Here is a 25141-nt window from a genome sequence, read left to right on the forward strand (position 1 = left end):
GGGCGTCCTTACCGGAAGCGGTGGGCGGAGAGGGTGAGCCGCCAGGCGACCTCACCGGCGGGCGGAACGACCGCCGCGTCGGACGGACCGGCATCGGCCAGGTCGAAGGCGGCGCCGAGCATCGGTTCGACACCGATGCTGCGGTAGGGCGTGGTGGCGGGCCAGCCGCCCAGGTTGCGCCAGAGCGCGGTGCTGCGGGGTTGGTCGGCGCACTCCAGCTCCAGGGTCAGCCGGTCGGCGCCGTCGGTCACCTGAACCCGGGGGCAGTCGAGTAGCACCGCACCGAGCGCGGTGCCGTCGTCCGGGCCGAGGGTGTCCAGCGCCAGCCCGGCCGGCGCGGGCCAGGGCCCGGTCAGCCAGGGGCTGCCGGCGGGCCAGGTGCCCGGGGACAGCAGAGCGGCGGCCTCCGGGTGCAGCCGGGTCGGAGTGCCGGCCGGCGCGTCGAGACGGGCCTCGGGGGAGAGGTCGAGCAGGGCGTGCGCCGCCCACACGAACCGGTGGCCGGGCTCAGCGGCCAGCCGGTAGTCGGCCACCACCACGCCGTCCCGGTCGGTGATCCGGCGGGTCAACGTGAACGTGGGGCGTTCGATGACCACCGTTCCGGGACCGGCTGTCCGCCACGGCCGGGACCACACCTCGCCGTGGTCGGGCCGGCCGCGCACGGTGGGCAGGCACTCCTCCAGCCCGCCGGCGTCGATGAACGCGGCGTCGGGGCGTACCTCGTGCCGGCCGGTTTCCGGCCCCCGCCAGAGCCACTCCCGGCCGCCGCCGCGCAGGCTGGTCCACCGGCCGCCTCGTGCCGCGTCGTACGCCACCCGCAGCGGCACCGGCGCGGGCCCGGCACCCCCGGTCACCATTCGGCGAACGACCCGTCGCGGTGCTGCCAGACCGGGTTCCGCCAGGCGTGTGGGGTACGCGCGGCCTGCCGCACCGCCGCCTCGTCCACCGTGATGCCCAGACCGGGCCGGTCCAACCGGCCGATGTGCCCGTCCACGAACCGGAACGGCTCCGGGTCGACCAGGTAGTCCAGCAGCTCGGAGCCGGAGTGGTAGTGGATGCCGATGCTCTGCTCCTGGATCAGGAAATTCGGCGTCGCGAAGGCCACCTGGAGGCTGGCCGCCAGGGAGATCGGGCCGAGCGGGCAGTGCGGGGCCAGCAACGCGCCGTACGTCTCGGCCAGCGCGGCGATCCGGCGCACCTCGGAGATCCCGCCGGCGTGTGACAGGTCCGGCTGGACCACGGCGACCCCGGCCTGCAACGGGCCGAGGAACTCGGAGCGGCCGTAGAGCCGTTCCCCGGTGGCCACCGGGATCGGCGTACCGGCGACGATGTCGCGCAGGTGGTGGGCCTGGTCGGGCAGGACCGGTTCCTCCACGAAGAACGGACGCAGGGGGGCCAGCTCGGGCAGGATCCGGCGAATCGCGGCCAGCCCGGCCCGGCCGTGGAAGTCCAGTGCGATGTCCCGGTCGGGGCCGAGCACCTCCCGGGCTGCGGCGACCCGGCCGATCACCGCGTCCACCTCGGCGGAGGTGGGGATGGCAGACAGTCTCCCGCAGGCGTTCATCTTGACCCCGGTGAGACCGGCGGCGGCCTGCGCGGCGGCGGCGTCGGCCACCTCGTCGGGCTCGTCCCCGCCGATCCAGGAGTAGATGCGCACCCGGTCCCGGACGGCCCCACCGAGCAGGGCGTGCACCGGTGCGCCGTACGCCTGCCCGGCGATGTCCCAGAGCGCCTGGTCGAGGCCGGCGACCGCGCTGGAGAGGATCGGGCCGCCGCGGTAGAAGCCGCCCTTGGTGAGCACCTGCCAGTGCTGCTCGATCCGGAGTGGATCCTCGCCGATCAGGTATTCGGAGAGCACCTCGACCGCGCTGCGCACCACCTCGGCGCGCCCCTCGACCACGGGCTCACCCCACCCGACCAGCCCGTCGTCGGTCTCCACCCGGCAGAACAACCACCGTGGCGCGACCAGGAAGGTCTCGATCCGCTCGATCTTCACTGACTGCCCCTCTGTCCCCGTGCCTTCTCGACGTCGCGGACAGCCTTGTCCAGCAACTCACGCATGGCGGTCTCGGTCGCCGTCTCGTCGCGTGCCCGCAGCGCGTCGACCACGGCGCGGTGGCTGGGCACCGGGTCGTCGTGCGGCGCGCCGCCGTGCACCAGCCGGTCCCGCTCGGCGAGCCCGGTCTCCATCACCACCTCCATGCGCTCCAGCAGCTCGTTGTGGGTGGCGGCGAGCAGCGCGCGGTGGAAGGAGAGGTCCGCGGCGACGGCGGCGGCGGGGTCGCCGTTGGCCTCGGCCATCTCGACCAGCGCCCGGTCGAGCGCGGCGATGTCGTCCTCGGTGGCCCGGGTGGCGGCCAGCCGCGCGGCGGCCGGCTCGATGATGGCGCGGACCTCGTGCAGCTGGTCGAGCAGGCGCTCGTGGGGGCCTTCGGCGAACTGCCAGCGGATCACGTCACCGTCGAGCAGGTTCCAGTCCGCCCGCGGCCGGACGAACGTGCCGCGCTTCTGCCGGGCGTCGACGATGCCCTTGGCCGAGAGAACCTTCAGCGCCTCGCGCAGCGCCGTCAGGCTGACGTCGAACTCCTCCTGCAGCGCGACGATGTTCAGGGTCGCCCCGGCGGGGATCTCACCGGTGAGGATGCGGCGGGCGATGGCTTCGACGGTCTGCCCGTGGACGCCGCGGCGTGCGTACTGTGCCAATGCTCTCCTGGCCTTCTCGCTGGTCGGTATCGATCTCTCAGGCCGAGGCTTTCACCGCGGTCCAGCCACCGTCCACCACCAGGCTCGCGCCGGTGACGTAGGCGGCGTCCGGTGAGGCGAGGAAGGCCACCGTCGCGGCCACCTCGTCCGGCGTGCCGAACCGCTTCGCCACGGTCTCCGCGACGCTGCGTCGACGGTCCTCTTCGGACACTTCGGCCCAGGCGTCGGTGAGGATCGGCCCGGGGAGCACGGTGTTGACCCGCACCTGTGGGCCGTACTCCACGGCGAGCTGGCGGCCGAGCGCGACGAGGCCGCCCTTGGCCGCGGCGTACGCGGGTCGCCCGGGCAGCCCGACCAGCGCGTGCACCGAGGAGATCAGCACCACCGAGCCCGCGCGTGCCCGCAGATCGTCCAGACAGGCGCGTACGCCGAGGAACGAGCCGGTGAGGCTGACCCCGAGCTGGTGGTCCCAGGACTGTCGGCTGGTCTCGTGTGCCGGGGCGACCTGCACGGCGTACGCGGTGCTGACCAGGATGTCCACCGGGCCGAGGCTGCCGTGCACCGCCGCCACGGCGGCCGACCAGTCGGCCTCATCGCTGACATCGCCCATTACGGACAGTGCTCGGTCGCCCCGGGCGGTTAGCTCGCCGGCCAGCGGGGTCGAGTCGGCCACGTCGAGCAGCGCGACTGCCGCTCCCTCGGCGGCGAGTCGTCGGGCGATGGCTGCGCCGATCCCGCCCATCGCGCCGGTGACCAGCGCGTTCTTACCCTCAAGCCGGCGCATAAGCTGATCCACCTGACCCTCGCCTTGGTCTCATCTAATCATTAATTACGAAGATATCTTGACAGCCGCCGAGGGTCGATGCAACCTTCTGGTCACACCATTCACATGGCCGACACATTGCGCCGTGACGCTACGTGTCGTAGAGGAAGGACACCCCCGTGAGCGACTTCGACCCCGGTCGCCGGCGATTCCTTGGCCACCTCGGGCTCGCCGGCCTGGGCGCCCTCGGCGCCAGCTCGTTCCTCAGCGCGTGCGCCAGCTCCGCGAGCGGGCCGACGGCGGGCAACGGCTCCGGCGCGGTCACCATCCAGTCCAACCTCTCCTCGCCGCAGGCCAAGGCGGCGATGGAGAAGCTGATCGCGAACTTCAACGCGCAGGGCAAGGGCACGGCGAGCCTCAACACGATCGCCTCGGAGACCTTCCGGACCCAGCTGCCGACGTACCTGACCTCGGCCAACCCGCCGGACCTCTACACCTGGTACGCGGGCTCGGTCGCCAACGACTACGCCAGCCGCAACCTCCTGCTGGACGTCTCCGACGTCTGGAAGTCGCTGGGCGACTACCCCCAGTCGCTACGCACCCTCTCCACCGACGCCAGCGGCAAGCAGGTCTTCGTGCCGATGAACAACTACTGGTGGGGCTTCTTCTACCGCAAGTCCAACTTCGCCAAGTGGGGCGTGCGGGAGCCGAAGACCTGGACCGAGTTCCTGGCGCTGTGCGAGACGCTGAAGAGCAAGGGCATCCCGCCCATCGGCATCGGTCTCGGCGACACCCCGTGGGTGGCGTCCGCCTGGTTCGACTACCTCAACATCCGGATCAACGGCGCCCCGTTCCACCGCGAACTGCTCGCCGGCAAGCAGCGCTTCGACGACCCCAGGGTCAAGGCTGTCTTCACCCGCTGGCGCGAGGCCCTGCCCTACTTCGACCCCAAGGGCAAGGCCTACCCGTTCCAGGAGGCGACCACTGCCCTGCTGGCCGGCAAGACCGGCATGTTCCTGATCGGCACCTTCTTCGCCGACGCGGCGCCCAAGGATGCTCTCGGCGACCTGGACTTCTTCCAGTTCCCGATCATCGACCCGGCGGTGCCGGTGGCCGAGGAGGCCCCGACCGACGGCTTCTTCGCCAGCGCCAAGACCGCCAACTCCACCGGCACCAAGGCTCTGCTCACCTACCTGGCCGGCGTCGAGGCGCAGGAGGCGTACGTCAAGGCCAGCTCCGGAATCGTGCTGCCGGCCAACCCGAAGGCCAAGGCGTCCGACTCGCCGCTCGTGGTCAAGGGCAAGGCGATGCTCGACGGCGCCAAGGAGCTGACCCAGTTCTTCAACCGCGACTCCAGCGACGCGCTCCAGCCGACCGCGGACACCGCGCTGACCAAGTTCATGGACAAGCCGGACCAGATCGACGCGATCCTGCGGGAGTGGCAGAGCGGCGCCGAGAAGGTCTTCAAGGGCTGACGTGACAGCAACGATCTCCACGACTTCGGTCACCCCCACCCGGCGGCGGCGACGGTCGGCTCGACTGTCGCCGCTGCTGGTGGCGTTCGTCCTCGTACCGTTCCTGGTCGAGAGCGTCTGGGTCTTCTGGCCGGCGATCCAGGGCTTCTGGTTCTCCCTCACCCGCTGGGACGGCATGTCGCCGCCCACCTTCGTCGGCGTCGACAACTACGTGGAGATGGCCGGCGACGCCACCTTCCGGGGCGCGCTGCTCAACACGGTGATCTGGCTGGTCCTCTTCGGCGGCCTCTCCGTGCTGGGCGGCTTCGGCATGGCGCTGGTCCTGCAACGGGAACGGCGCGGGGTCGGCTTCTACCGGGCCGCGCTGTTCACCCCGGTGGTCTTCTCGCTAGTGGTGACCGCGCTGGTCTGGCGGGTCTTCTACCAACCCGACGGGCTGCTCGACTCGTTCCTGCGATCGGTCGGCCTGGAGCAGCTGATCCGACCCTGGCTCGCCGACCCGCAGACCGCGCTGTACGCGGTGATCCTGCCCGCGCTGTGGCGGCAGATCGGGTACGTGATGGTGCTGTTCCTGGCCGGGCTGAAGGCGATCGACCCGGCGCTGCACGAGGCGGCCCGGATGGACGGCGCCAACGCCTGGCAGCGGCTGCGGCACGTGACCATCCCCCAGCTCAAGGGGGTCAACGCCGTCGTGCTCTCGGTCATCGTGATCGACTCGCTGCGGTCGTTCGACATCGTCTGGTCGCTGACCAAGGGCGGGCCGTACCACTCGTCGGAGCTGCTCAGCACCTACATGTACTCGACCGCGTTCCAGAGCCTGCGCCTGGGCTACGCCTCCGCGATCGCCGTCGTGATCTTCGTGCTGGCGCTGGCGGTCATCCTTGGCTACCTGATCCGCGCGTTCCGGGAGGAAGCGTGATGAACAAGCTCCGCACCGGGGCCTTCCACACCGGCATGATTCTGCTCTCGCTGCTCTGGCTGGGCCCGGTGCTCTGGGTCGTGGTGATGTCCACCCGGTCGTTCGACGACATCGCCGCGCACGGGGTCGGCAGCCTGCCCCGCTCGTTCACCCTGGACACCTACCGGCAGGCGTGGACCGACGGCGGCGAGCTGCGCGCGCTCATCAACAGCATGCTGGTCACCATCCCGTCGGTGGCGCTGAGCCTGGGGCTGGCCGCGATGGCCGCGTTCGCGCTGAGCCGCTTCCGGATCCCCGGCCGCCGGACCATCCTGCTGCTGATGCTCGCCGGCAACCTCCTGCCACCGCAGATCCTGCTCATCCCGGTGGCCAAGTTCAGCGAGCTGACCGGCCTGTACGACACGCTGTGGGCGCTGATCGCGGTGCAGGTCGGCTTCGGGCTCGGCTTCTACACCTTCGTCCTGCACGGCTTCATGCGGGACCTGCCGGGTGAGATCCAGGAGGCGGCCACGATCGACGGTGCCGGCACGGCGCAGATCTTCACCCGGGTGATGCTGCCGCTGACCAGGCCCGCGCTGGCCGCGCTCGGGGCGCTCTCCTTCACCTGGATCTTCAACGACCTGCTCTGGGCGATCACCGTGCTGCGCACCGACGACAACATGCCGGTCACCCCGGCACTGCTCGGCCTCCAGGGTCAGTTCGTCTCGTCCTGGAACGTCATCGCCGCCGGCACGGTCATCGCGGCCGTACCCACCGTCGCGGTCTTCCTGCGCTTCCAGCGGCACTTCGTCTCCGGCCTGGCGCTCGGGGCGGTCAAGTGACCGCCCCCGCGCCGGGCGGGCAGCGCTGGACGCTGCGCGGCGCGCACACCGAGTACACCGTGACCGTGCCGGCGCACGGCCGCTGGCTGGAGCTTGTCGCGTGGGGTCCGCACGGCGTCTCCGACGGCCCGTCCCCGGTCGCCTACGACGGCCCGGTGCCGTTCCTCACCGCCGGGGACGCCGCCCCGATCGAGTACGCGACCGACGCCGACCGGCCGTTCACCGGCGCCGACCTGGTGGTGGAGACGGCCAGCGGGGAGCGCCGGGTGGGCTTCGGCCACACCGACGTGCGGGTCGACGCCGACCAGCGGGAGCTGGCGGTCGGTTTCGCCGACCCGGTGACCGGGCTACGGGTCACCGTGCACTACCGGGTGCCCGCCGGCACCGACGTGGTGCAGCGGTGGGTCGAGCTGACCAACGAGGGCAGCGGTCCGCTGCGGGTCGTGCGGGCCGGGTCGGCCGGGTTCTGTGTGCCGACGCCGCACGGCGCGCTGCTCAGCCACCAGTGGGGGCAGTGGGCGCAGGAGTTCCAGCTCTCCCACGTCGAGCTGGGCCACGGCACGTTCACCATCGGCAGCTCGCAGGGCGTACCCGGGCACCTGCACGTTCCCTGGCTGGCCGTGCGGGACACCGCCGAGCCGGCCGGCCCCACCTGGGGGACGGCGCTGGCCTGGACCGGCTCGTGGGAGATCAGCGCCGAGCGGGACACCGGTGGCCTGACCCGGGTCCGCGCCGGCCGCCAGTTGGTCGACGGCCCGCTGGAGCTGGCCCCCGGCGACCGGCTGACCCTGCCGATGGTTACCGGGGCGTACAGCCCGGACGGCCTGGACGGCCTGGCCCGGGTCTGGCACACCCACCAGCGGCTGCTCGCCGGGGAGCGGCTGACGCCGCGCCCGGTGCTCTACAACTCGTGGGAGGCCACCTACTTCGCGGTCGAGGCGAAGAGCCAGTTGGCGCTCGCCGAGATCGCCGCCGAGCTGGGCGTGGAGACGTTCGTGGTGGACGACGGCTGGTTCGTCGGCCGCGACGACGACACCACCGGGCTGGGCGACTGGACGCCGGATCCGGCGAAGTTCCCGGCCGGGTTCGACGCGTTCATCGCCGACGTCCGCGCGCTCGGGCTGAACTTCGGGCTCTGGGTCGAGCCGGAGTGCGTCAACCCACGGTCCCGGCTCTACGCCGAGCACCCGGAGTGGGTCTACTCCGTCCACGGCCGTCCGCTCACCCCCGTACGCAACCAGTACCTGCTCGACCTGGGCCGGCCGGAGGTCGCCGAGTTCGTCCACTCCACCGTGGACGGTCTGCTCCGCCGGTACGAGATCGACTACCTGAAGTGGGACTTCAACCGGCCGCGTACCGAGCCGGGGCGCCCGGGCGGGGTCGGCCCGCTCGACCTGGACGGCGCGCACGTGACCAACCTGCACCGGATCTACGAGCGGTTGCGCCGGAACCACCCCGGCGTGCTGATCGAGGCGTGTGCCGGCGGGGGCGCGCGGACCGACCTGGCGATGGCCGCCCGCGCCGACGTGTTCTGGCCCAGCGACAACACCGGCCCGCTGGACCGGCTGGCCATCCAGTACGGCTTCCTGCACGCCAACGCCCCGCACCTGCTCAGCTCCTGGGTCACCGACGCGCCCGGCCTCTTCGATCCGCGTCCGCGCTCGCTGGCGTTCCGGTTCGTGCTCGCGATGGCCGGCGTGCTCGGCATCGGCGCGGACATCCGGGCCTGGAGCGCCGCCGAGCGGGCCGAGGCGGCCGGCTGGATCGCCCGGTACAAGGAGATCCGGGACGTCGTCACGTACGGCGAGGCGCACCTGATCGGCGGCCCCGACCAGGCTCGCTGTGCGGTGCAGTACACCGCGCCGGACGAGCGCCGGGTGGTCGTGCTGGCCTGGCACACCGGCCGGCTCGACGGCGCTGGCCTGCTCCCGTCCCGCCCGGTCCGGCTGCCATTGCGGGGCCTCGGCCCGGCCGCCCACTACCGGCACGGCGACAAGCACTACTCCGGCAGCCACCTCAGCTCGGTCGGCCTGCCGGTGCACTGGAGCGCGACCCACGACGCCGACCTCATCGTGCTGCGCCGCGACTGAGGCCGGGGCACCACCGCACCCCACCCCCGAGGGACAGGAGTACCCCCCATGCGCCTGATCCGACCGCTGACCGTCGCCCTGGCCGTGCTCGGCCTGGGCCTGGTCGGCCCACTGCCGGCCACGGCCGGCCCACCGCACAGCGATCCGTCCCCGGCCCACGGCCACGGCCGGCCCGGCCACGCCCCCGCCGCCACCGGCGCCGAGGACCAGGGCGCCCCGACCTTCTTCAACAGCGGGCTGGCCCCGACGCCCTACCAGGGCTGGAACACCTACTTCGGCCTCGGTGGCGATCCCACCGAGGCCGAGGTCCGATCGGTCACCGACTTCATGGTCAGCAGCGGCCTGCGGGACGCCGGCTACACCTACGTCTGGATCGACGGCAACTGGGCCGCGCCCACCCCCCGTGACGAGGCCGGCCGGCTGGTCGCCGACCCGGCCCGGTTTCCCGGCGGGATGGGCGCGCTGGCCGCGTACATCCACAGCAAGGGCATGAAGGCCGGCATCTACACCGACGCCGGGCCGTACCTGCCCGGGCAGTGCGGGCTGGGCAGCAACGGCCACTACCGGGCCGACGTGGCCCAGTTCGCCGGCTGGGGGTTCGACGCGCTCAAGGCCGACTGGCTCTGCGGCCGCGCCGCGGGCCTCGACCCGGAGGCGACCTTCCGCGAGCTCGCCGACGCGGTACGCCAGTCGCCCCGGCCGATGCTGCTGAACATCTGCAACCCGGTCAGCTCCGACTGGGGCGGCGGCCCGTACACCCCGGAGCAGCTCTCCACCTGGACCTACACGTACGCGCCCACCGTCGCCGACTCCTGGCGAACCTACACGGACGTGGGGCTCACCGACCCGACGCCGCAGTGGGCGTTCCCGTGGGTGCTGCGCAACATGGACGTCAACGCGTACCACCCGGCGGCCACCGGGCCGGGGCACTACAACGACCCGGACTACCTGCTGCCGATGCGTCCGCTGCCCGGCGGCGGATACGAGCTGAGCTTGGAGGAGTCCAAGACGCAGCTCGGCATGTGGTCCATCATGGCCGCCCCGCTGGTCATCGGCTCCGACCCGCGCGGCCTGCCCAGCGAGATGATCTCTGCCCTGACCAACCCGGAGATCATCGCGGTGAACCAGGACCGGCTGGTCCGGCAGGGCGTCAAGGTCGCCGACACCGGGGTCGACGCGCAGGTCTGGAGCAAGGTGCTCACCGGCTCCGGCCGGCGGGCGGTCGCGCTGCTGAACCGGCACGACACCGCTCAGGAGATCACCGTCAACTTCGCTGACGTCGCGCTCGGCGGGCCGGTCGCGGTCCGCGACCTGTGGGCCCGCAACACCGTCGACGCCGAGCCCGGCACGGCCGGGGTCCAGCCGTTCACCGGCTCGTACACCGTCCAGGTCCCGGCGCACGGGGTGGCCATGCTCGGCCTGACCGGCGCCGACCAGGTCGCCGGTGCCAGCCTCGGCGGCACCGCCAGCGCCAGCCCCGCGCTGGTCCGGGTGGACGACACGCACGCCACCGCCTTCGTCCGGACGGCGCAGGGCGCGTTGGCGGTGAACACCCGCTCGGGTGCGACCTGGGGGACCCGGTGGACGTCCCTCGGCGGCCCGGTCGGCGGCCGGATCCTCGGCCAGCCGGCCGCGTACGGCTCCGCCGGCGGCCGGATCGACGTCTTCGTACGGGGCACCGACAACGCGGCCTGGCAGCGCAGTTACGTCGCCGGCAAGTGGGGGCCGTGGCGGAGCCTCGGCGGCACGGTGACCGACGGGCCCACGGTGGCCTGGACCAGCCCGACCCAGTGGACGCTGATCGTCCGCGGTGCCGACGGCATGCTCTTCTCGCGTACCCCGAGCAGCGGCTGGACGGGCATCGGCGCGCCCGACGACCGGCCGATCTACGGCCGGCCGAGTGCCGTCGTCGACGACGCCGGCCTGCTGCACGTCGCGGTCCGCAGCCGCACCGACGAGGTGTGGTGGCGCAGCCGGACCGGCACCACCTGGTCGGCCTGGACCAGCCTGGGCGGCACCACCAGCGGCAGCCCGACCCTGCTCGCCACCGAGGGGCGGGTCTACCTCTTCGCGCTGGCCGCCGACAACCGGCTCTGGCAGCGCAACCTGGTCGACGGGGCGTGGGGCGGCTGGTTCCGTCGTGGCGAGTTCGCCACCGACGCGTTCCGGGGCGCACCGGGGGCCGCCGCAGGCGCCGACGGCAGCGCCTGGCTGGCGGTACGCGGCGTCGACGACCGGGTGCATCAGATCGTTCTCTGATCCATTGTGGTGTGCCGTCGGCGGCTCCTCCGTCGGCGGCACACCACGCGTCAGTTCGGAACGAGCTCCCGGCACCGGCGCAGGACGGCCAGGGCGAGTGGCGCGCCGCGGCCCTCGATGCCGGCCTCCAGCTCGGCCATCGCCCCCGCGGCCCGCGCCGGTTCACCCGCCGCCGTCCGTCCGGTCCGATGTGCGTTCGGTTGTGGCACGTCGTTGCCTCCACGTTCGGTGCCGGCCGCCACGACTGATGACGGTGGCCGAAACGTAGGAGCGGTATCGATCGTCGAGAAGCGCTCGTAACCGGCCGGAAACCTTGGAAACAAGCGTAACGTCACGGGTACTTTGCGCGTCATTTTGGGCTCCGCCTCGCCGCCTGGCAGCAACCCGGCTGAACCACCGCCGCCGCGCCGGCCCGCCGCTAGCGTCGGACCGGGCGGTGAGACGGCAGGGCCGACAGGAGGGGCAGCGGTGAAGGCACTGGTGTGGCAGGGCGCCGACGAGCTGGCGGTGACCCAGGTGCCGGAGCCGCAGCTGCGCAACGAGCAGGACGCGATCATCAAGGTACGCAAGACGGTGACCTGCGGCTCCGACCTGCACCTGCTGGGCGGCTACCTCCCCTTCATGGAGCGCGGCGACGTCCTCGGCCACGAGTTCCTGGGTGAGGTGGTCGAGGTCGGCCCGCAGGTGCGTAGGCACCGGGTGGGGGACCGGGTGGTGGTCTGCTCGTTCATCTCGTGCGGTCGCTGTTGGTACTGCCAGCAGCAGCAGTTCTCGCTGTGCGACAACGGCAACACCAACCCGGCGGTCATCGAGAGCCCCCGGGGCCCAATGCCCGGCGGCTGCTACGGCTACTCGCACGCCCTCGGCGGCTTCGCGGGCAGTCACGCGGAGTACATCCGGGTCCCGTACGCGGACCAGGGGGCGTTCCCGGTTCCGGACGGGGTGAGCGACGAGCGTGCGCTGTTCGCCTCCGACGCCGCTCCCACCGGGTGGATGGGCGCCGACCTGGGCGGTGTCCGGCCCGGTGACGTGGTGGCGGTGTGGGGCGCCGGCGGGGTGGGCCAGATGGCGGCGCGGGCAGCGGTGCTGCTGGGCGCCGAACGGGTGATCGTGATCGACCGCTTCGACGACCGGCTACGGATGGCGGAGACGCACCTGGGGGTGGAGACCCTCAACTACCAGAGCCACGATGTGGGCGGCGAGCTGCTGGAACGCAGCGGCGGGCGGGGGCCGGACGTGTGCATCGAGGCGGTCGGGATGGAGTCGCACAGCACCGGCCCGCAGTCCTGGTACGACCAGATCAAGCAGCAGTTGCGGCTGGAGCCGGACGCGCCGGTAGCCGCCCGGGACGCCATCCACAACTGCCGCAAGGGTGGCAGCGTGTTCCTGCTCGGTGTCTACGCCGGTCTGGTGGACAGGTTCCCGCTCGGCGCGGTGATGAACAAGGGCCTCACGCTGCGCGGCGCCCAGCAGCACGGCCACCGCTACATTCCGATGCTGCTCGAACGGATGGCGCGCGACGAACTGGTCACCGAGCACCTGGCGACCCACACCATGCCGCTCGACCAGGCTCCGCAGGGCTACAGCATGTTCAAGAACAGGATCGACGGCTGCGTACGGGCCGTCTTCGAACCGGCCGGATGACGCCTGCGGTCACCCGCGCCGGATCAGGCCCGGCCCGGCGAGGATGTCGGTCTCGTCATCTTTGACGTCGTGGCCAGCTTCGCAGCGGAGCACCGCGCGGATCGGCTTGCCGCAACCGTGGTGGGTGACGAGGAGGCCGGGGCCGGTTTCGTCGGCGGCCCAGGTGTCACCCCAGTTGCGCAGGGCGGTGACCACCGGCAGCAGTTCACGGCCCTTGGGGGTGAGCTGGTATTCGTGGCGGGTGCGCTGCCCCGGCTCCCGGTAGGGGATCCGTTCGAGCAGGCCGGCGCCGACCAGTTCCTTGAGCCGGGCGGCCATGGCCGGCTCGCCGACCCCGACCCGACGGACGAAGTCGTCGAAACGGCGCGTACCGAGTAATGCCTCCCGCATGATCAACATGGTCGATCTGCTGCCGACGATGTCCATCGCGCGGGCGACCGAGCAGTTCGCCATCGACCAGGAGTCGCGGTCGTCACGTAGATCCGCCATGCCACCAGCGTACGGCCTGACTTGCGCAACCGCTAGTCAGGTGCTTGACTGGGCTCTGGCTTCGCTATGCGCAAGTCAGCCCACGTCAGTCGGCGCTGCCTGACCGGCGCCGTCCGCCTCCCCGCCGTCGCCGTCGACCCCGGCACCCGCGTGGACCGAACCTTAGGACCCCCTGTGACCGACCAGCGCACCACGGCCCCGATCGGATCAGCACGCCCGCCGCACGCGAGCGCACCCGCGCCGACCGCCACCGCGCGTCCATCCGTTCGCGGCTCCCGCGCGATGACCCTGATCGCCATGTGCCTGGGCGCGATGATCACGTTTCTCCAGATCACCGCGACGGTCTCCGCCCTGACTACCATCCAGCGCGACCTGGGCGTCGACCCGACCACCCTGATCTGGATCCCCAGCGCCTACACCCTGGTGGTGGCGAGCCTGGTCCTGTCCGCCGCCACATTGGGCAACCGGTACGGGCGCAGGCGGATGTTCGCCGCTGGCGTCATCGCCATGATCGTTGGTGGCGCCGTCGTCGCCGCGGCCCCCACCGCGGCCTGGGTGATCGCCGGGCAGTTGGTGGCGGGCCTCGGCGGGGCCTTGATCCTGCCGAACAGCCTGGCGATCCTCGGCGCGACCTTCACCGACCCGCACCGACGCACCGAGGTCATCACCGCCTGGTCGGCCGCCTCCGGCATCGGCCTGGCGGTCGGGCCGCTGATCGCCGGCACCCTGCTGCGGCACTTTCACTGGCACAGCGTCTTCCTGTCGACGATCGTGCTGGGTGTGGTCACCCTCGTCGTGGCCGCGATCGGGGTGGCCGAGTCCCGGCAGGGCGCGGGCCGCCTGGACGTGCCGGGTCTGCTGCTCGGCACCATCGCCATCGCCGCCGCCGTCTACGCCATGATCAGGGGCGGGCGGGACGGCTACACCAGCCCGGTCGTGGCGACGACCTGGATCGTCTCCGCCGCCGCGCTGGTCGGGTTCGTGCTGGTCGAGCTGCGTACCAGCGCGCCGATGCTCGACGTACGGCTGTTCCGGTCCGCGTCGTTCAGCGCCGTCATGGTCGTCGCGGCGGTGTCGCTGTTCGGCTTCACCGGTGTGGCGATCCTGCTCGTCCTGTTCCACGAGCGTGCTCAGGCGCTCAGCCCGCTGGACACCGGCTGGCGGATGCTGGTGCTCTTCGGTGTCTACGCGGTCGCCGCCTTCGCCGCCGGGCGTGCGATCCGCCGCACCGGGTTCAAGGCCCCCCTCACCGCCGGTCTCGTCCTCGGTGCCCTGGCCAGCTTCGGTCTGGCCGCCCAGGGCCCGACCACCCCGTTCGACCACCGCTGGCCGCTGCTGGCCCTGTTCGGCGCCGCCAGCGCCCTGGTGGTGGCCCCGGCGACCGCGGCGGCGCTGGCCAGCGTCGCGCCCGCCCAGGCCGGGATGGCCTCCGGTGCGGTCAACGCCGCCCGCCAGGTCGGCTCGGTGCTCGGCTCGTCCCTGCTGGGTACGTTGCTCACCACCACGATGCTGGCCGACCTGCCCGACCGGCTCGCCGCTCACCAGGTGGGCGAGCCGACCCGGACGGCGGTGCGGACGGCGGTGGCCGGCGGCGCCACCGGTGACCCGGCGCTGCCCGAACCGGTCCGGTCCGCGCTCGCCGAGGCACTGACCGCCGGTGTGCAGGCCGGCCTGCGGGTCAACGGCGTCGTCTTCCTCGCGACCGCCGTGCTCGCTCTCGCCCTCGTCCGAAACCGGCCGCACCAGCACTAAGTGGTCTGAGGTGTAAATCCTTCGGGGGTCATGCGGCGGGGTCCAGTACGGCAGGGCCCGCATCCCTGGCCACGGTCTCACACGGGTGATCCAGGGTGTCTGGGGTGAGTAGACGCGGCCTGCGCGCATGATCAATCATGGGGCAATGTCGCTCCGCACGCACGAGGCCGATCTGTTCGAGAGCTCCAGGGGCCGCTTGGAGGCGATCGCCTATCGGCTGCTGGGATCGGCCGGTGATGCGGAGGACGCGGTGCAGGATACGTACCTGCGCTGGCATGCGGCGGACCGGGAACGGATCGAGACGCCCGAAGCGTGGCTGACGAAGGTGGTCACCAATCTCTGCCTCAACCAGCTCACCTCGGCGCGGGCCAGGCGGGAGACGTACGTGGGGCAGTGGCTCCCTGAGCCGGTGCTGGACGGAGATCGGATACTCGGCCCCGCCGACACCCTCGAGCAGCGCGAGTCGGTCTCCATGGCGATGCTCACCCTGATGGAGCGGCTGTCCCCCAATGAGCGCGTGGTGTATGTGCTGCGCGAGGCGTTCGGGTACGCGCACCGCGAGATCGCGGAGATTCTGGACATCACCGAGTCGAACTGCCAGCAGATCTACCGGCGTGCCAGGCAGCATCTGGCTGTCGAACGATCCCGCACGGAGATCGATGCGGTCGCCGCCCGGACGATCGTCGAGGAGTTTCTCGCCGCGGCCCTCAGTGGCGACACCAAGCCGCTGATCCGGCTGCTCGTCGACGACGCGGTCAGCATGGCCGACGGCGGCGGCAAGGTTCATGCCCGCAGGACCCCGGTCATCGGAGCGATGGACATCGCGAAGTACCTGCGTGCTCTGTTCCAGCCGAGCGATGCCAAGCGAGCCCTCGTCGGTGGCACTCCCGCCTTCTACGCCGTCGTCGTCAACGGCGGTCCTGCCGTGCTGGCGGAGGTCGACGAGCAGGTCATCGGCGTGTTCTGCCTCGATGCGACCCCCGACGGCCTGGCGTCGATCCACATCCAGGTCAACCCGGACAAACTTCAGCGCGTCGCGCGCCAGTGGGCGGCCGCTGGACCTCATCGCCCACTGGTGGTGAATTGGTGACCCAGTTCACACTCGTTCCCTGTCAGGGATCGCGCGCCTGTCCGGTTCAGGAGGTGAAAGCAACCAGATAGGAGCGAGCCATGAAGCGCCGCATCGTCGTCCTGGGAGCCGGATACGCCGGAGCCAACACCGCCGGGCGCCTCGCCAAGCGGCTGCACCGCGACGACATCGAGATCACCCTGGTCAACGGCGACCCGGAGTTCGTCGAACGGGTACGCATGCACCAGCTCGCGAGCGGGCAAGATCTGCAGCCTCGCCCACTGCGCGACGTCTACGCGGGCACCGGCGTACAGGTCCGGACCGCGCGGGTCGCCGCTGTCGATGTGGAAGGCAAGACCGTCGATCTCGGCGGTGAGACCCTCGTCTATGACACTCTCGTGTACGCCCTGGGCAGCGCCATCACCGATCACGGCGTCCCCGGTGTCGCAGAGCACGCCTACGACGTGGCCGGCAAGCAGGCCGCTCTCCGGCTGCGGGCGCGCCTGAGCGAGGTGAAGCGCGGTGGGACCGTGCTGATCGTGGGCGGCGGCCTGACCAGCATCGAGGCAGCCACCGAGATCGCCGAAGCCCACCCGGACCTTGAGGTCGCGATCGCCGCCCGTGGCCGCGTCGGCGGCTGGCTCAGCGACAAGGCCCAGCGCCACTTGCGCGGCGCCCTGGACCGGCTTGGCATCACGGTCCACGACCATGCCGACATCGCGCGCGTCGAAGCGAACGGCGTGGTCACCGGTGCAGGCAGAAAGATCGAGGCTCAGGTGACCGTGTGGACCGCGGGTTTCACCGTGCACCCGATCGCGGCCGCCACCACCCTTGAGGTGTCCGACAGTGGCCGGATCGTCGTCGACGCCAGTATGCGATCGGTCTCGCACCCCGATGTGTACGCCGTCGGCGACGCCGCGCTCGCCGAAGGAGCGGGCGGCAAGCCACTGCGGATGTCCTGCGCCTCGGCAAACCCGATGGCGTGGCTGGCAGCCGACGTCATCGCCGCGCGCTTGACCGGTCGCAAGGTTCCCGAGACCACGATCGGCTACTCCTTGCAGTGCATCAGCCTCGGACGCCGCGATGCAATCATCCAGCGCGTGACCCCCGAGGATCAGGTCACGTCCACCGTCATCACGGGTCGGACCGCCGCCCGCATCAAGGAGATGATCTGCGCTAGCGCGGCCTGGAGCATCTCCCACCCGACCATGATGATGCCGAGCCGCCGCCGGCACCTCGCGGTCACCGACGCAGTGGAGACCCGACTCCTCGCCCGGTCATGACGAAAGAGCGTTGCCGGCGTGAAGAACTTACGACTGCGGCCACCAAGCGTGTTTCAGAGAGGTGCCGACTGGGTCGGGATGTGCTCGTAGCGCCTGCGCATGATCTCGCTGGCGGCCGGGCCGGCGGCGAAGACGAAGTCGCCGTCGTCGAGCGGACGACCGGTGATCCGGTCGACGATGACCGGATCGGCTTCCACGCCGGTGTTCCGGTCGACCAGGATCATGCTGCGTTCGCTCGGGTCCAGGCGGGAGTTGCCCCACGCGGCCAGGGCGACCACGACGGGCCGCAGGCTGCGGCCGAGGTCGGTGAGGACGTACTCGTAGCGGTCCGGCCTGGTCTGGTAGCGACGTCGTTCGAGCAGCCCCTGGCCCGTGAGGGTCTTGAGCCGGCTGGTCAGGATGCTGGACGAGACGCCCAGGTTGGCCTGGAACTGGTCGAACCGGGTGTACCCGTCGAAGGCGTCGTGCAGGATCAATAGTGTCCACCACTCGCCCACGTAGCCCAGCGCGCTGGACAGCGGGCACTCGCGGTCCTCCAAGCGGATCTTTCCTGCCACGGATGTGCCCTCTTTCGAGTCGGTGCTACTGTCGAAGTCAGTAGGTTCTGTTTCAGAAGCAACTATACGGCGTCCCGACGACGCCCGCTTCATGCTGCGCAGACAGGGGTGTCCGATGTCCGAAACGGTGTCCCCACGGGACTCGCTCCAGGGCCGCCGCGCCCTGGTGACCGGCGGCACGAAGGGTGCCGGCGCGGCGATCGCCGCCCGGCTGCGCGAGGTCGGCGCGGACGTGTGGGTCAGTGCCCGCAGTGAGCCCGAGGAGTTCGAGTTCACCGACCGGTTCATCGCCGCCGACACGTCGAGCGTCGACGGCGCGCAGGCGGTGGCCGAACGCCTGCTCGGCGAGGGTGGCGCCGACATCGTCGTGCACGTCGTCGGCGGGTCGCACGCCCCGGCGGGTGGCTTCGCCGCGCTGACCGAGCAGGCCTGGGCCGACGAGTTGAATCTCAACCTCCTCGGCGCGGTACGCCTCGACCGGTGCCTCGTTCCATCCATGATCGAGAAGCGCGCGGGTGCCATCGTGCACCTCTCCTCGATCCAGCGCCGCAAGCCGATGTACGAGGCCACCCTCGGGTACGCGGCCGCCAAGGCGGCGCTGACCGCGTACAGCAAGGGCCTGGCCAACGAGGTGGCGCCGTACGGCGTCCGGGTCAACAGCGTGGCACCCGGTTTCATTCAGACCACCGCCGCCGACGCCCTGGTCGACCGCCTCGCCGCCGGGAACGGCGTCGACCGCGACACCGCCCTCGGGCAGTTGATGGACTCCCTGGGCGGTATCCCGCTGGGCCGCCCGGCACGCCCGGACGAGGTGGCCGACCTGGTGGCCTTCCTGGTCTCCGACCGCGCCTCGTCGATCGTCGGCGCGGAGCACGTGATCGACGGCGGCACCATTCCGACGGTCTGACCCGACCCGACCCGCACCGTCCAGAAGGGACACCGAACAATGACCGCCAACCCGGCGACGCCGGACATCATTCGCCGCTACTTCGAACTCGCCGGCCAGCCGGATTCCGAGGACTACTTCGCCCTCTTCGCGCAGGACGCCGTCGTCGAGGACGAGTCGACCGAGTACCGCGGCATCGAGGCGATCCGCGAGTGGCGCCGCGAGGTGCCGCTGGTGTCGTACGAGATCACCGACGTCGACAGCACTCCCGCCGGCACCATCGTGACCACGACGATCACCGGGGACTTTCCCGGCAGTCCGTTCGCCGGGCTCAGGTACCGCTTCAGCGATCACGACGACAGTGCGATCCGGGTCCTCCGCATCGCACCCTGACGGCCAGCGCCGGATTGTGCGTTTCCACAGAGCGAGGGCGTACGGTGGGCATGTCGCCCGGGATCCCGGTGGCCGGCAGTCGCTGTCGCCACCAGCCCACGAGGGGCGTTAACGATTGTCATCTTCATCGCCGCGAGTGCTGGTCGTGTTGGTTGATCACCGACCACGTCCGGCTGTCGGATCAACCGGTCACCGCACATTCGGGTTCGGCGCGATGGCCGGTGGTGGAGTCCGACCCGTTCACACCGCCGTCCGGCGAGCATGACGTTGGGGACGGCTCAACCAGGGAGCACCAGATGAAGATCGCCAGGGACCGGATCGTCAACGCACTTCGTGATCGGGGCCAGCAGGCCAGAGCCGACTGGGTCGAGCGCGAGCTCCCGGAGCAGGTTGACCCGGCCAAGCACTCCGGCCTGCTCGCCACCCTGCACCTCGACCCGGCCGACCTGGCCGACGCGCCCTCCCCGTGAGCGGGATTTTGCATTGGAAGTGCACTTGTCTCCGTTTCCGGGACTGTCTAGCTTCAGACCATGCCTGCCTCATGGACATTCGCCGTGGCCCGTGATGACCTCGGCCGGACCACCATCGTCGATGGCGCGACCTCCGCTCTGTCCGACGGTGAGGCGCTGCTCCGGGTGGACCGTGTCGGCCTGACCGCCAACAACGTGACCTACGCGGTGCTCGGTGACTCGATGCGCTACTGGCAGTTCTTCCCACCGGACGCCCGTGGGCTCGGGTCGCAGTGGGGGCTCCCGCCGCTGTGGGGCTTCGCCGAGGTGATCGCGTCGACGGTTCCGGAGGTCGCGGAGGGGCAGCGGGTCTACGGCTACCTCCCGCCCGCGGGTCACCTCGTGGTGCGGCCGCACCGGGTGGACGCGTCCGGGTTCCGCGACGCGAGCACGCACCGGGCCGGGCTGCCCTCGCCGTACAACGCCTACCGGTCGACCACCGGCGACCCGGCGTACCGGCCCGAGCAGGAGGATCTGCTCGTCCTGTTCCGGCCACTGTTCTTCACCTCCTTCATGCTGGCCGACCAGGTCGCCGACAACGGCTTCCACGGCGCAACCTCGCTGGTGCTGTCGTCGGCGTCCAGCAAGACCGCCTACGCCACGGCGTTCGAACTGCACGGCCGTGGCCCGCGCCTGGTCGGGCTCACCGCACCGGGCAACGTCGCCTTCACACGGTCGCTCGGCTGCTACGACGAGGTCCACTCCTACGACGACATCGGCGTCCTCGACGTGGTTCCGACCGTCTATCTCGATCTGTCCGGAGCGCCATCGACCCGTACCGCTCTGCGACGACACCTCGGTGACCAACTCGTCCGGGACATCGCGGTCGGGCTCACCAACCAGACCCCGAACGCCGACGCGGCCGAGGAGGTGTTCTTCGCGCCGGTCCAGATGCGCAAGCGCAGTCTGGACTGGGGCCGCGAAGGGCTGGACCAACGGTTCAGCGAGGCCTGGCAACGGTTCACCACGGTGGTGAGCGGTTGGCTCGACGTCCGGGTCGGCGCGGGGCCGGAAGCCCTGCGGCACGCGTGGATCGAGGTCCTCGGTGGCCGTACGCCACCACGGGTGGGTCACATCGTCCAGTTCTGAGTGGTGATGCTCAGTCGGAACGCCTACGGGATGATCGCGTCGACGTAGCCGCCGTCGACCCGGACCGCGGCGCCGGTCGTCGCGGAGGCGAGGGGAGAGGCGAGGTAGGTGACCATGTTGGCGATCTCCTCGGGCTCGATCAGCCGCTGAAGCAGGGACTGCGGCCGGTGCTGCCGCATGAACTCCCGCTGCGCCTCGTCCCACGGCAGGCTGTCGCCCATGAGGTCGGAGATGAAGCCCTCGACGCCGCCGGTGTGGGTGGGCCCGGCGAGCACGGAGTTGACGGTCACGCCCGTGCCGGCGGCAGCCTTCGCGAACCCGCGTGAGACGCCGAGCAGTGCCGTCTTGGAGACACCGTAGTGGATCATTTCGGCCGGGATCGCGACCGCCGAGTCGCTGGCGATGTACTGCACGCGTCCCCAGCCGCGCTCCATCATCCCGGGCAGGTAGGCCCGGGTCAGTCGGACGCCGGCCAGCACGTTCACCTCGAAGTAGCGACGCCACTCGTCATCCGAGATCTCCAGCGCGGGAGTGGGGCCGAAGATGCCCAGATTGTTGATGAGAATGTCGACGGTGGGCAGCAGGTCGAGGGTCCGGGCGGTGCCCTCGTTGCTGGCCACGTCGGCATCGACCTCGATCACGTCGGCACCGGGGACCTCGCTCCGCAACGCCACCGCCGCCTTCTGGACACTGGCGGCGGTACGGCCGTTGACCGCCACCCGGGCCCCCGCGCGAGCGAGGCCGGCCGCGATGGCCGCGCCGATCCCCTGGGTCGAACCGGTGACCAGCGCGGTCCTGCCCGCGAGATCGATGTGAACCGTCATGGCTGTCCTGTTCGTCGGCGTTTCCCCGGCCACCCCGGGGTCGGGGGACCGCTTCCGGCAACCTCGACCGTAACGGCGCCGGCCGGACCCGGCAGCGTGAGTGGTGCTGTCAGGAGGGTCTCGTCGCCTACCGCCCGCCGGATCGGCGCCGGATCCTGCCGCCGAAGCTGGCCCCGGCCGGCCCAGAAAATCTATGCCGGAACAGGTCCGGGCGCGGTCGTCGGAGAGGTGGCCGCGCAGCCCGGCCAACGATTGGGTGATCAGCCGGGAGGCGTGCAGTCGCGAGATGCCGACCTGGGCCTGGGCCAGGCTGCCGTGGAAGCGCGGCTCAGGATCCTGCGCCCGGTTTCCGGCAGCGTGGCGAGGGCAGGATGCTCGTGAGTGGGGAGCCCGTGGTGGGGCAGATGGAGTGGAGCCTCAAATCAGTCGCGCTGCTCCGGGTTGTCGCCCGCCGTCGCAGTAGGCCGGGCCGGCTTCACCGCGAACGGATGGCGTAGGCGCCGCATGGCCTCCTCGCTGCCGTCGACGGTCACGCTCGAGCTGTCCAGCCCGTCGGCGGCCGCGTTGGCGAGAAACAACACGGGTCGATCAGTTCCGTTCGATGTCATGCACGGGTCCTTTGTTCAACAAGGAGTGAGTCTGGGCCGTCGGCAACTCCTGCCGCACAACCTCGTGACAAACGCGGCGCTCGCACTGGCGCCAGAGCGCGGTGTCTGGATCCCGGGGAAGGCCCGGCGACACCAATACACCGCACCATACCCGGCATCGCCGTTCGTCATGCGCCAGCGCATGCCCTCAGTGCGCGAGCACCCTCCGCTGCCGGCCGAGTCGGCGGTCAGGCCGGGGTCGGGTGGTCCGACTCGAACCGCGCGCGCGTGAGGAAAGCGAGCTGGGCGCGCTTGTCCGGCATCTCGATCTCGGCCCCGAAGGTGAAGCCCTCGACCTCCAGTCGGCGTAGCGCGAGGTGGTTGCGCACGTCCGGCTCGACGACGATCCGCTGGGCGGCCGGGTCGCGGAACAGGAAGCGCGCGAGGGCGGGACCGGCGGCGGCGGTGAGGCCCTGGGCGAGGCGCCGGTCGGGGCTGAGCAGCAGGTGCATCCCGACGTCGCCGGGCTGGACGGGGTAGCGCTCGCCGACCGGGTCCGCCTCGGGCTGGTAGGTCTGGAAGAGGCCGACCGGCTCCTCGTCGATCATGATCAGGTACGCGTGGTGCGTCGGCAGGCTGTCGACGAAGGCGTAGATCTCGCGTACCTGCTCCAGCGTGTGGGACCCCATGCCCCAGAAGGAGTTGCGGGGGCGGGTGACCCAGACGTGCAGGAGTTCGGCGTGCCGGTCGGGGTCGACGGTCACCAGCGACAACTCGCCGAGGCCGGGAATCTTCTCCTGGTATGTCATGTCGCGCTGTCCTTTGCTGAGGGGCGGTGAGGTGGGCCGTGACCGGGCGAGTGCGTCGATGCCCGTCCGCCCACAACTGGCGCTCGTCGCGGTCGGCGTGGCTCATTCAGGCACTGCGCCGAAGCGAGGGGGACACGTGTTCCGTCCGGTGTTAGGTTAGGTTACCCTCCCCTAACGAAGGCTGACCTTACCTGGAGGGGTGCGTGAAACGGAACTGGGAGGCCCTGGTCCTCAAAGCCATGGGAGGCCGGGACCTTCGGTTGACCGTGCTGGGCGCCGAGTCGATCGACGGGCACTACCAGCGGCTGCTCCTGGACGGCGGCGGCCTGCTGGAGGCGTGCGGGGTCCACCCCACGATGTGGGTCCGGCTGTGGTTCGACAATGACGGCCGCGCACACCAGCGCGCGTACACGCTGGTGGACCCCGACCCGGCGACGGGCCGGTTCAGCCTCGAATTCGCCATCCACGACGGTTGCGCCGCACGCTGGGCCACCACGGCACGGGTCGGCGACACCATCGGCGCCACCGTCCAGGGCAGCGCGTTCCAGCTGCCAGACCCCGCACCCGGGCACCTCTACCTCGTTGGCGACGCGGCCTCCCTGCCGGCGGTGAACAGCCTGCTCGACGCCGGCGCCGACATCCCGGCAACGGTCTGGCTGGAGTACGCCCACGAGGGCGAGAAGGCGCTCACGCCACGAGCCAGGGCGCACCACGACGTCACCTGGGTGCCTCGGCGCGACGCCGGGCAGCACCTGGTCGACACGGTCTGCGCCGCCCTGCCCGCCAGCGACGCGGCCCACTACTGGGTGGCCTGCGAGGCGGCCAGCACCCGCACCATCGTCCGGCACGTCCGGCGCACCCTGAGCGTCGACAAGGGTCAGCTGACGTCTCTCGCGTACTGGAAAGCCGCATGACGGGTCGCCTCGGCACCCTGACCGCGCTGTACGTCACGCAGTATCTCGGCATCGGCTTCATCACCGTCGGGCTGACCGCCATCCTGCGCGACGGCGGCACCTCGCTGGACACCCTGGCCCTGCTGCAGATCGTCGGTCTGATCTGGCCCGTCAAGTTCCTCTGGGCGCCGATCCTCGACCAGTACGGCTCCCGTCGCCGTGGCCACTACCGATCCTGGCTGCTCGTGCTCCAGAGCGCCCTGGTCATCGCCCTGCTGGCGCTGCTGCCGTTCTCCCGCCCGGCAGACGCGCTCGGCCCGGTCATCGCCATCTGCGCGCTGTACGTCCTCTTCTCCGCCACGCAGGACATCGCCGTGGACGCGGTCGCCGTGCGGATGCTCACCGAGTCGGCCCGTGGGACCGGCAACGGCATCCAGGTGGCGGCGAGCTACCTCGGCAACCTGCTCGGCGGCGGCGCCTGCGTGGTGGTCTACGACCGGTTCGGCTGGGTGCCGGCGATCAGCTTGCTGGCCGCGCTGACAGCCATCGGCCTGCTGGTGGTGTGGCGGTTCCGTGAGCCGGCCCGTACCGACCGGGTGGCCCGGGTCGGCACGGCCTACCGGGCGCTGCTGTCGGTGTTCGGCCAGCCGGGGTGCCGGTGGTGGACGTTCGGCGTGGTGCCCCTGGTCTACGTCGGCGCCGGCATGGCGTACGCCCTCGTGACGCCGGCCCTGGTCGACGCGGGATGGTCGTTGGGCCGGATCGGCGTGGTGACGGGTGTGGTGATCAGCGCGCCGGCCATCGTGGCCGGTCTGCTCGCGGGGCTCGGGATCGGGCGGTTCGGGCGCGGCGGTGTGCTGGTGGTCGGGGGACTGGCCCTCGTGTTGTCGACGATGATGCTGCTGCCGTTGATGAACGGCAGCGCGCCCCTGGCCGGCACGGTCGTCGCGCTCTGCTGTTTCATGGTCGCCTACACGATCGCCAACGTCGTGTTCTACACGGTCAACATGGACTACTCCCGACCCGGCACCGGCGGCACCGACTTCACCGTGCTGTCGTCGTTCGGGCTGGTCTGCTCGTTCGTGGCCGCCTCCGTCGGCCTCGCGGCGGCCGATCGGGTCGGCTATCCGGCCGTCGCGGTCGCCGCCATCCTGCTGGTGGTCGCCGGGGTCGCCCTGGGCCTCGCGCACCAGCGACGGTTCCCCCGTGCGCCCCTCCCCGGGTCGGCCACGGAGCCCACACCGGACGCTCTGAAGGCAGTGGCGTGACATCAGGTGGCGGACACGGGGCGGCTGTGGACGCGCCGACCGCCGGTCAGACGGCGGTT

Annotated in this window: 25 protein-coding genes; 15 read left to right on the forward strand and 10 right to left on the reverse strand. The window is 71.1% G+C overall.

All coding sequences use genetic code 11. The annotated features are described in order from the left end of the window. Positions 1 to 8: 8 nt before the first annotated feature. The 4 genes from ACFYPS_RS05815 to ACFYPS_RS05830 are packed head-to-tail and all read right to left on the reverse strand — an operon-like array spanning position 9 to position 3487. Complete coding sequence (locus ACFYPS_RS05815; protein ID WP_387322996.1) at positions 9 to 857, reverse strand: hypothetical protein; 849 nt, start codon at positions 855 to 857, stop codon at positions 9 to 11. Next, a complete protein-coding gene (gene dgoD / locus ACFYPS_RS05820; protein WP_387322998.1) occupies positions 851 to 1996 on the reverse strand; it encodes a galactonate dehydratase in 1146 nt (381 codons plus the stop codon). The genes ACFYPS_RS05815 and dgoD overlap by 7 nt, the downstream gene beginning before the upstream one ends. After that, positions 1993 to 2703: a FadR/GntR family transcriptional regulator gene (locus ACFYPS_RS05825; RefSeq protein ID WP_387323000.1), complete on the reverse strand. Its 711-nt coding sequence runs from the start codon at positions 2701 to 2703 to the stop codon at positions 1993 to 1995. Before ACFYPS_RS05825 ends, dgoD begins: the two co-directional genes overlap by 4 nt. Positions 2704 to 2740: 37 nt before the next feature. Further along, entirely contained in the window at positions 2741 to 3487 is a 747-nt protein-coding gene (locus ACFYPS_RS05830; RefSeq protein ID WP_387323002.1) for an SDR family NAD(P)-dependent oxidoreductase, read from the reverse strand. Positions 3488 to 3645: 158 nt separating this feature from the next. Between ACFYPS_RS05830 and ACFYPS_RS05835 the strand changes: the two genes are divergently transcribed. The 5 genes from ACFYPS_RS05835 to ACFYPS_RS05855 are packed head-to-tail and all read left to right on the forward strand — an operon-like array spanning position 3646 to position 11030. Further along, complete coding sequence (locus tag ACFYPS_RS05835) at positions 3646 to 4941, forward strand: ABC transporter substrate-binding protein (RefSeq protein WP_387323004.1); 1296 nt, start codon at positions 3646 to 3648, stop codon at positions 4939 to 4941. Position 4942: 1 nt separating this feature from the next. Continuing rightward, positions 4943 to 5860 carry a sugar ABC transporter permease gene (locus tag ACFYPS_RS05840; protein ID WP_354964494.1) on the forward strand — a complete coding sequence of 306 codons (918 nt, stop codon included), beginning with the start codon at positions 4943 to 4945 and terminating at the stop codon, positions 5858 to 5860. Beyond that, on the forward strand, positions 5860 to 6681 hold the full coding sequence (locus ACFYPS_RS05845) for a carbohydrate ABC transporter permease (protein ID WP_354964495.1): 822 nt from the start codon (positions 5860 to 5862) through the stop codon (positions 6679 to 6681). The genes ACFYPS_RS05840 and ACFYPS_RS05845 overlap by 1 nt, the downstream gene beginning before the upstream one ends. Then, entirely contained in the window at positions 6678 to 8771 is a 2094-nt protein-coding gene (locus ACFYPS_RS05850; protein WP_387323007.1) for an alpha-galactosidase, read from the forward strand. The genes ACFYPS_RS05845 and ACFYPS_RS05850 overlap by 4 nt, the downstream gene beginning before the upstream one ends. Positions 8772 to 8819: 48 nt before the next feature. Beyond that, the gene (locus ACFYPS_RS05855) at positions 8820 to 11030 is read left to right on the forward strand and encodes a glycoside hydrolase family 27 protein (protein WP_387323009.1); all 2211 of its coding nucleotides are present in this window, start codon (positions 8820 to 8822) and stop codon (positions 11028 to 11030) included. A gap of 50 nt (positions 11031 to 11080) precedes the next feature. Here the strand turns inward: ACFYPS_RS05855 and ACFYPS_RS05860 are convergent, their stop codons facing one another. Next, entirely contained in the window at positions 11081 to 11239 is a 159-nt protein-coding gene (locus ACFYPS_RS05860; protein ID WP_387323011.1) for a hypothetical protein, read from the reverse strand. Between the two features lie 259 nt (positions 11240 to 11498). On the opposite strand from ACFYPS_RS05860, the gene ACFYPS_RS05865 reads away from it, so the two are divergent. Continuing rightward, positions 11499 to 12674, forward strand: a complete 1176-nt coding sequence (locus ACFYPS_RS05865; protein ID WP_387323013.1) for a zinc-dependent alcohol dehydrogenase — start codon at positions 11499 to 11501, stop codon at positions 12672 to 12674. Between the two features lie 9 nt (positions 12675 to 12683). Here ACFYPS_RS05865 and ACFYPS_RS05870 read toward each other — a convergent pair whose 3' ends face one another. Next, entirely contained in the window at positions 12684 to 13163 is a 480-nt protein-coding gene (locus tag ACFYPS_RS05870) for a helix-turn-helix domain-containing protein (RefSeq protein ID WP_354964500.1), read from the reverse strand. A gap of 282 nt (positions 13164 to 13445) precedes the next feature. Between ACFYPS_RS05870 and ACFYPS_RS05875 the strand changes: the two genes are divergently transcribed. The 3 genes from ACFYPS_RS05875 to ACFYPS_RS05885 all read left to right on the forward strand — a co-directional run bounded on the left by ACFYPS_RS05875 (position 13446) and on the right by ACFYPS_RS05885 (position 17267). After that, positions 13446 to 14915 carry an MFS transporter gene (locus ACFYPS_RS05875; RefSeq protein WP_387323015.1) on the forward strand — a complete coding sequence of 490 codons (1470 nt, stop codon included), beginning with the start codon at positions 13446 to 13448 and terminating at the stop codon, positions 14913 to 14915. 145 nt (positions 14916 to 15060) lie between these two features. Next, positions 15061 to 16005 (forward strand): RNA polymerase sigma-70 factor, encoded by a 945-nt coding sequence (locus ACFYPS_RS05880; protein WP_387323017.1) that lies wholly within the window; start codon positions 15061 to 15063, stop codon positions 16003 to 16005. An 80-nt stretch (positions 16006 to 16085) separates the two neighbouring features. Next, a complete protein-coding gene (locus ACFYPS_RS05885) occupies positions 16086 to 17267 on the forward strand; it encodes an NAD(P)/FAD-dependent oxidoreductase (RefSeq protein WP_387323019.1) in 1182 nt (393 codons plus the stop codon). A 53-nt stretch (positions 17268 to 17320) separates the two neighbouring features. On the opposite strand, the gene ACFYPS_RS05890 is transcribed toward ACFYPS_RS05885, so the two are convergent. Then, positions 17321 to 17824 (reverse strand): winged helix-turn-helix transcriptional regulator, encoded by a 504-nt coding sequence (locus tag ACFYPS_RS05890; protein ID WP_387323021.1) that lies wholly within the window; start codon positions 17822 to 17824, stop codon positions 17321 to 17323. Positions 17825 to 17939: 115 nt separating this feature from the next. On the opposite strand from ACFYPS_RS05890, the gene ACFYPS_RS05895 reads away from it, so the two are divergent. The 4 genes from ACFYPS_RS05895 to ACFYPS_RS05910 all read left to right on the forward strand — a co-directional run bounded on the left by ACFYPS_RS05895 (position 17940) and on the right by ACFYPS_RS05910 (position 20701). Beyond that, positions 17940 to 18731, forward strand: coding sequence for an SDR family oxidoreductase (locus ACFYPS_RS05895; RefSeq protein WP_387323023.1), 792 nt, complete (start codon positions 17940 to 17942; stop codon positions 18729 to 18731). Between the two features lie 39 nt (positions 18732 to 18770). Next, positions 18771 to 19103, forward strand: coding sequence for a nuclear transport factor 2 family protein (locus tag ACFYPS_RS05900; RefSeq protein WP_387323025.1), 333 nt, complete (start codon positions 18771 to 18773; stop codon positions 19101 to 19103). A gap of 296 nt (positions 19104 to 19399) precedes the next feature. Continuing rightward, positions 19400 to 19573: a hypothetical protein gene (locus ACFYPS_RS05905; RefSeq protein WP_354964507.1), complete on the forward strand. Its 174-nt coding sequence runs from the start codon at positions 19400 to 19402 to the stop codon at positions 19571 to 19573. Between the two features lie 60 nt (positions 19574 to 19633). Continuing rightward, a complete protein-coding gene (locus tag ACFYPS_RS05910; protein WP_387323027.1) occupies positions 19634 to 20701 on the forward strand; it encodes a DUF2855 family protein in 1068 nt (355 codons plus the stop codon). Between the two features lie 23 nt (positions 20702 to 20724). On the opposite strand, the gene ACFYPS_RS05915 is transcribed toward ACFYPS_RS05910, so the two are convergent. From ACFYPS_RS05915 to ACFYPS_RS05925, 3 genes are all read right to left on the reverse strand, one after another. After that, entirely contained in the window at positions 20725 to 21525 is an 801-nt protein-coding gene (locus tag ACFYPS_RS05915) for an SDR family NAD(P)-dependent oxidoreductase (RefSeq protein ID WP_387323029.1), read from the reverse strand. 422 nt (positions 21526 to 21947) lie between these two features. Further along, positions 21948 to 22133 carry a hypothetical protein gene (locus tag ACFYPS_RS05920; RefSeq protein ID WP_354964510.1) on the reverse strand — a complete coding sequence of 62 codons (186 nt, stop codon included), beginning with the start codon at positions 22131 to 22133 and terminating at the stop codon, positions 21948 to 21950. Between the two features lie 227 nt (positions 22134 to 22360). Continuing rightward, positions 22361 to 22921 (reverse strand): GNAT family N-acetyltransferase, encoded by a 561-nt coding sequence (locus ACFYPS_RS05925; protein WP_387323032.1) that lies wholly within the window; start codon positions 22919 to 22921, stop codon positions 22361 to 22363. Between the two features lie 203 nt (positions 22922 to 23124). Here ACFYPS_RS05925 and ACFYPS_RS05930 point away from each other — a divergent pair, with 203 nt between their 5' ends. Beyond that, the gene (locus ACFYPS_RS05930) at positions 23125 to 23835 is read left to right on the forward strand and encodes a siderophore-interacting protein (protein ID WP_387323034.1); all 711 of its coding nucleotides are present in this window, start codon (positions 23125 to 23127) and stop codon (positions 23833 to 23835) included. After that, complete coding sequence (locus ACFYPS_RS05935; protein ID WP_387323036.1) at positions 23832 to 25082, forward strand: MFS transporter; 1251 nt, start codon at positions 23832 to 23834, stop codon at positions 25080 to 25082. The genes ACFYPS_RS05930 and ACFYPS_RS05935 overlap by 4 nt, the downstream gene beginning before the upstream one ends. The last annotated feature ends 59 nt before the right edge of the window (positions 25083 to 25141 follow it).

The organism is Micromonospora sp. NPDC005087 (assembly GCF_042872965.1).
GTDB lineage: Bacteria > Actinomycetota > Actinomycetes > Mycobacteriales > Micromonosporaceae > Micromonospora.